We start from the raw sequence: 5,991 nt of genomic DNA on the forward strand, positions 1-5,991 counted from the left end.
GCGTCTCGAAGCATCGGGCGGCAAACTCGTCTGGGCTACTTCCCCGCCGGGCGGCCGCCGACGGCGTAGGTGATCTCCAGTGCGGCGCGGGCGACCATGTCGCCGAGCTGGCGCATGCGCGGGTCGGTCATGCGGGCGGTGGGGCCGGACAGCGAGATGGCGGCGATCGGCTCGCCATGCTCGTCATGCACGGTGGCGGCGACGCAGCGCAGCCCGGCGGCATATTCCTCGTCGTCGATGGAATAGCCGCGCTGGCGGATCGCCGCCAGCTCGCGCAGCATGGCGGCCAGGGTGGAGATGGTCTTGTCGGTGAAGCGCGGCATGGTCGGGGCCAGCAGCTTGTTCGCCTGGCCGTCCGGGGCGGCGGCCAGCAGCGCCTTGCCCATGCCGGAGCAATGCAGCGGCGCGCGGCCGCCCGGACGGGCCAGCACGCGCATCACCTCGCGACATTCCACCTGGGCCAGATAGACCAGCTCCGCCCCTTCCAGAATGCCGAGATTGACCGATTCGCCGCTTTCTTCCATCAGCTGGCGCATATGCGGGCGGGCGATTTCCACCACATCGCGGTTGCGCAGGAAGGCGTTGCCGACGGTGAAGGCCTGCACCCCGACATGCCAGGAGGCGCGCTGCAGGTCGTGCTGCACGAAGCCTTGCTGTTCCAGGCTTTTCAGCAGCCGGTGGGCGGTCGAGGGCGGCAGGCCGGCGCGATGCGCCAGTTCGCTCAGGGAGGCGCCGCCGTCGCTGTCGGCGATTTCGACCAGCAGGCTCAACGCCCGGGCCAGAGACTGGACATGGCTGCCGTCGCGCGTCGCCTTGCCGGTGGCGGGCCGCCCGCGCCGCCGGGCTGGGGGCTCGCCGTCGGAATCGGCCGTTTGCTGCGGCGAATCGATCCGCACCAATCGCTTGGCGATGTCATGGGCCATCTGGCGTCCTGCGTGCTCTGCCTGCCGCGCTTCGGTTGGGAGCAGGGCGACAGGGAGGTTTCGTTTCTTGCCGCGATTGTAGCATACTTTGCGCAACGACAAGAAAGACCCGCCGGACGATGACACCACCCAAGATTACCGCCGCCGACCCGCGCGGCTTGCTGCTCGCCTTGTTCGATGCCGCCCGCCGCGCCGCCGATCCCGCCCTCTGCGTCGCCCAGCATCTGCCACCCCGGCCGAAGGGCCGCACCATCGTGGTGGGCGCTGGAAAAGCCGCCGCCGCCATGGCGCGCGCCGTGGAGCAGGCCTGGGAGGGAGACCTGACCGGCTTGGTCGTCACCCGCTACGGTCATGCCGTGCCGTGCGAGCGTATCGAGGTGGTGGAGGCCAGCCATCCGGTGCCCGACGCCGCCGGCGAGGAAGGTGCTCGCCGCATGCTGCGGATGATGCAGGGCCTGGCCGAGGACGATCTCGTGCTGTGCCTGATGTCGGGCGGGGCCTCGGCGCTGCTGGCTCTGCCGGCGGAGGGCATCCCGCTGGACGACAAGCGCGCGGTGACCACGGCGCTGCTGAAATCAGGTGCCACCATCGGCGAGATGAATTGCCTGCGCAAGCATATGTCGGCGGTGAAGGGCGGCCGGCTGGCCGCCGCCGCCTGGCCGGCCAAGGTGGTCACGCTGGCGATCTCCGACGTGCCCGGCGACGATCTGGCGGTGATCGGGTCCGGCCCGACCGTGCCGGACCCGACCAGCTTCGCCGATGCCCGCGCAGTGCTGGCGAAATACGGCATCGTGCCGCCGGATTCCGTCCGCCGCCATCTGGCCGAGGCGCGCGAGGAAAGCCCGAAGCCGGGCGATCCGCGCCTGGCCAAGGCCGAGACAATTTTGATCGCCCGGCCGCAGGCCTCCCTGGAGGCCGCCGCGGCGTTGGCGCGGCAGGCTGGGGTGACGCCGGTGATTCTGGGCGATTCGGTGGAAGGCGAATCGCGCGAGGTTGCAACTGTCATGGCCGGCATTGCATTTCAGGTGGCGCGGCATGGCCAGCCGGCCCCAGCGCCGTGCGTGCTGCTGTCCGGCGGCGAGACGACGGTGACGGTGCGCGGCGCCGGCAGGGGCGGGCGCAACGTGGAATTCCTGCTGGCGCTGACCGTGGCGCTGGGCGGCCATCCCGCCGTGTGGGCGATTGCCGGCGATACCGACGGCATCGACGGCACGGAGGATAATGCCGGCGCCGTGGTGACGCCCGACAGCATCGCCCGCGGCGCCGCGAAGGGGGTATCCGCCAAGGAAAGACTGGCCGACAATGACGGCTATTCCTTCTTCCAGGCGGTGGGCGATCTGGTTGTGACCGGGCCGACCCTGACCAATGTGAATGATTTCCGGGCGATTCTTATCCTGCCCGACGCTTGAACCTTTAGGAGCGACCAATGCGACGCCAGCGTAGTACCAAGATCGTCGCGACCCTCGGGCCGTCCTCGGCGACGGTGGAGCAGATACGGACTTTGTTCGCCGCCGGGGCGGACGTGTTCCGGCTGAATTTCAGCCATGGCGCGCATGAGGATCATGCCGAGCGGGTGAAAATCCTGCGCGCGCTGGAGGAGGAGACCGGCCGCCCCATCAGCATCATGATGGATTTGCAGGGCCCGAAGCTGCGCGTCGGCACTTTCGCCGAGGGCAAGGTGGCGCTGCATGCCGGCCGGCGCTTCCGGCTCGATCTGGACAAGGCGGCGGGGGACGACAACCGCGTCTGCCTGCCGCACCCGGAAATCTTCAAGGCGATCCAGCCCGGCGATGCGCTGCTGCTGGACGATGGCAAGATCCGCCTGAAGGTGATGGCCTGCGACGACAAATCGGCTGACACCGAGGTGATTGCCGGCGGCGTCCTGTCCGACCGCAAGGGCGTGAACGTGCCGAACGCGGTGCTCGATCTGTCGCCGCTGACCGACAAGGATCGCCGTGATTTGCAGTTCGGCCTCGACCAGGGGGTGGACTGGGTGGCGCTGTCCTTCGTGCAGCGGCCCGAGGATATCGCCGAGGCGCGCAAGTTGATCGCCGGCCGGGCCACCATCATCGCCAAGCTGGAAAAGCCGTCGGCGATCCAGCATCTGGCGGAGATCATCGAGATGACCGACGCGGTCATGGTCGCGCGCGGCGATCTCGGCGTCGAGATGGCGCCCGAGGACGTGCCCTCCCTGCAGAAACAGATCGTGCGGGCCTGCCGCATGGCCGGCAAGCCGGTCATCGTCGCCACCCAGATGCTGGAATCGATGATCAGCGCCCCGGCGCCGACCCGCGCGGAAGCCTCGGACGTCGCCACGGCCGTCTATGACGGCGCGGATGCGGTGATGCTGTCGGCGGAATCGGCGGCCGGCCAGTACCCGACCGAATCGGTGGCGATGATGAACCGAATCATCGAGCGGGTGGAGCGGGACAGCCTCTACCGCACCATCCTGGACGCGGTGCACGGCACGCCGGACGCGACCGGCCAGGACGCCATCACGGCCGCCGCCCGCCAGGTGGCGGAGACGATTTCGGCCGCCGCCATCGTCACCTACACCACCTCCGGCTCGACTACTCTGCGCGCCTCGCGCGAGCGGCCGCCGGTGCCGATCCTCTGCCTGACCTCGAAGATCGAGACGGCGCGGCGGCTGGTCATGGCCTGGGGCGTGCATACGGTGAAGACCCGCGACGCCCGCACCTTCGCAGACATGGTGCAGAGCGCCCAGGGCATCGTGGTGAAGGAAGGCTTCGGGCGGAAGGACGACAAGATCGTCGTCACCGCCGGGGTTCCCTTCGGCACGCCGGGGGCGACCAACGTGCTGCGTATCGCCAGAGTGTGAGCGCTGTGCTAGGGAACGGGCAGCTTTCCGGTCGGCCGAGGGAATAAGATGGATCTGGCGGCGTTCTACCGAGACGAGTTCGCGGAGCATGCGGCCGTCGCCGAGGCGACGCGCGCGGCCCTGGCCGAACCCTTTGCCCGGCTGGTCGGGTTGGCGGTGGCCTCTATCGAGGCCGGCGGCAAGCTGATCTTCTTCGGCAATGGCGGCAGCGCGGCCGACGCGCAGCATCTGGCGACCGAGCTGTCGGTGCGCTACATCGCGAACCGCAAGGCGATACCCGCGCTGGCATTGACCACCGACAGCTCGGCGCTGACCGCCATCGGCAACGATCTGGGCTTCGATCTGCTGTTCGCCCGGCAGGTCGAGGCGCTGTGCCGGAAGGAGGATATGGTCATCGGCATCACCACCTCCGGCCGCAGCCCGAACGTGATCAAGGGGCTGCAGGCGGCGCAGGATATCGGCGCGGTCGCCGCCGCCCTGACCGGCAAGGATGGCGGCGATTTGACGGGGCTGGCCGATCCGCTTTTGATCGTGCCGTCTAACACCACCGCGCGCATCCAGGAGATGCACATCACCCTGGGCCAGATGCTGTGCGGCGCGCTGGAAAAGAAGCTGGGGCTGGCCTAATGGACGATTTCGCCGATCATCTGGACCATATCGCCAAGGCGCGGCTGCTCTGCGTCGGCGATGTGATGCTCGACCGTTTCATCTACGGCACGGTCGACCGCATCTCGCCGGAAGCGCCGATTCCCGTGCTGCGGGTGGAGCGCGAGCGCGCGATGCTGGGCGGCGCCGGCAATGTCGCGCGCAACCTGACCGCGCTGGGCGTGACCACCTGCTTCGTCACCGTGGTGGGACGCGACGAGGCCGGGCGCATCGTCACCCAGCTTGTCGGCGACGAGGAGGTGATCGAGGCGCATCTTCTGGTCGAGCCGGACCGCCGGACCACGATCAAGCTGCGCTATATCGCCGGCTCCCATCAGCTGCTGCGCGCCGATGACGAGGAGGTGAAGCCGGTCGCCGCCGCCACCCTGGCCGATTTGCTGGTGCGCGCCGAGACCGATCTCGACACCAGCGGCGGTCTGGTGCTGTCGGACTATGGCAAGGGCGTCCTGACGAACGAGGTGGTGGCGCGGCTGATCGACCTTGCCCGCGCCAAGGACAAGCCGGTGATCGTCGATCCCAAGGGCACGGATTACAGCCGCTATCGCGGGGCCACTATCCTGACGCCGAACCGCAAGGAGCTGGCCGAGGCGAGCCGCATGTATGTCGGCAGCGACGACGAGGTGGTCGACGCGGCGAACAAGATCATCCGCGAGTGCGGCGTGGAGATGGTGCTGGTCACCCGCAGCCAGGATGGCATGACGCTGGTGCGCCAGGACGGCCCGCCGGTGCATCTGAAGGCCGCCGCGCGCGAGGTTTACGACGTGTCGGGCGCGGGCGACACGGTGGTCGCTATGCTGGCCGCGGCCCTGGCCGCCGGCGTGCCGGTCGAGGCGGCGGCCGCTTTGGCCAATGTGGCCGCCGGCATCGTGGTCGGCAAGACCGGCACGGCGGTCGCCCAGGCGACCGAGGTGTTGAGCGCGCTGCACGCCCAGAGCCTGATGTCGATGGACCGCAAGAGCTGCACCCTGACCGAGGCCGTCGACACCGTGCGCGGGTGGCGCGAGCGCGGGCTGACGGTGGGCTTCACCAATGGCTGCTTCGACCTGCTGCATCCCGGCCATGTCTCGCTGCTGCGTCAGGCGCGCAAGGCCTGCGACCGGCTGGTGGTGGGGCTGAACAGCGACGCCTCGGTGCAGCGGCTGAAGGGCCCGGACCGGCCGATCCAGAGCGAGGCGGCGCGCGCCGCCGTGCTCGGCTCGCTCGCCACCGTCGACATGGTGGTGGTGTTCGGCGAGGACACGCCGCTGACGCTGATCGAGGCGCTGAAGCCCGACGTGCTGGTGAAGGGCGCGGACTATACGGTCGACACCGTGGTCGGCGCGGAGCTGGTGCAATCCTATGGCGGCAAAATCGTCCTGGCGGCGCTGGAAGACGGCTTCTCCACCACCCGCACCATCGCCAGGATGACCGGCAAGGGCTGAGGCGCCGCTTTCTTCTTTCTGCCGCCTGATCCTTCGAGACGCCGCTATCGCGGCTCCTCAGGATAAGGGGGAGCCTTAGGATGCTCCCCCTAAACCCGTCCGCAGCGGTTTCGCTGGACTCCCCTCATGCTGAGGAGCCGCG

5 protein-coding genes are annotated in these 5,991 nt (G+C 69.0%); 4 read left to right on the forward strand and 1 reads right to left on the reverse strand.

Features of this window, described 5'->3' with window-relative positions:
* Positions 1-35: 35 nt before the first annotated feature.
* Positions 36-923: an IclR family transcriptional regulator gene (locus AUP43_RS05835; protein WP_084462593.1), complete on the reverse strand. Its 888-nt coding sequence runs from the start codon at positions 921-923 to the stop codon at positions 36-38.
* A 119-nt stretch (positions 924-1,042) separates the two neighbouring features.
* Between AUP43_RS05835 and AUP43_RS05840 the strand changes: the two genes are divergently transcribed.
* From AUP43_RS05840 to rfaE1, 4 genes are read left to right on the forward strand one after another with little or no spacing between them, the layout of a single operon-like run.
* Complete coding sequence (locus AUP43_RS05840; protein ID WP_067553726.1) at positions 1,043-2,332, forward strand: glycerate kinase type-2 family protein; 1,290 nt, start codon at positions 1,043-1,045, stop codon at positions 2,330-2,332.
* A 17-nt stretch (positions 2,333-2,349) separates the two neighbouring features.
* Positions 2,350-3,762 carry a pyruvate kinase gene (gene pyk, locus AUP43_RS05845; protein ID WP_067553728.1) on the forward strand — a complete coding sequence of 471 codons (1,413 nt, stop codon included), beginning with the start codon at positions 2,350-2,352 and terminating at the stop codon, positions 3,760-3,762.
* Positions 3,763-3,810: 48 nt separating this feature from the next.
* Positions 3,811-4,389 carry a D-sedoheptulose 7-phosphate isomerase gene (locus tag AUP43_RS05850; RefSeq protein WP_067553730.1) on the forward strand — a complete coding sequence of 193 codons (579 nt, stop codon included), beginning with the start codon at positions 3,811-3,813 and terminating at the stop codon, positions 4,387-4,389.
* Entirely contained in the window at positions 4,389-5,849 is a 1,461-nt protein-coding gene (rfaE1, locus tag AUP43_RS05855; protein ID WP_067553732.1) for a D-glycero-beta-D-manno-heptose-7-phosphate kinase, read from the forward strand. The genes AUP43_RS05850 and rfaE1 overlap by 1 nt, the downstream gene beginning before the upstream one ends.
* Positions 5,850-5,991 lie beyond the last annotated feature (142 nt).

The sequence above is a fragment of the Oceanibaculum pacificum genome, assembly GCF_001618175.1.
GTDB lineage: Bacteria > Pseudomonadota > Alphaproteobacteria > Oceanibaculales > Oceanibaculaceae > Oceanibaculum > Oceanibaculum pacificum.

Coding starts and splice junctions, on each gene's coding strand:
- rfaE1 (WP_067553732.1), top strand. CDS start 4,389: ATGGACGATTTCGCCGATCATCTGGACCATATCGCCAAGGCGCGGCTG.
- pyk (WP_067553728.1), top strand. CDS start 2,350: ATGCGACGCCAGCGTAGTACCAAGATCGTCGCGACCCTCGGGCCGTCC.
- AUP43_RS05840 (WP_067553726.1), top strand. CDS start 1,043: ATGACACCACCCAAGATTACCGCCGCCGACCCGCGCGGCTTGCTGCTC.
- AUP43_RS05835 (WP_084462593.1), bottom strand. CDS start 923: ATGGCCCATGACATCGCCAAGCGATTGGTGCGGATCGATTCGCCGCAG.
- AUP43_RS05850 (WP_067553730.1), top strand. CDS start 3,811: ATGGATCTGGCGGCGTTCTACCGAGACGAGTTCGCGGAGCATGCGGCC.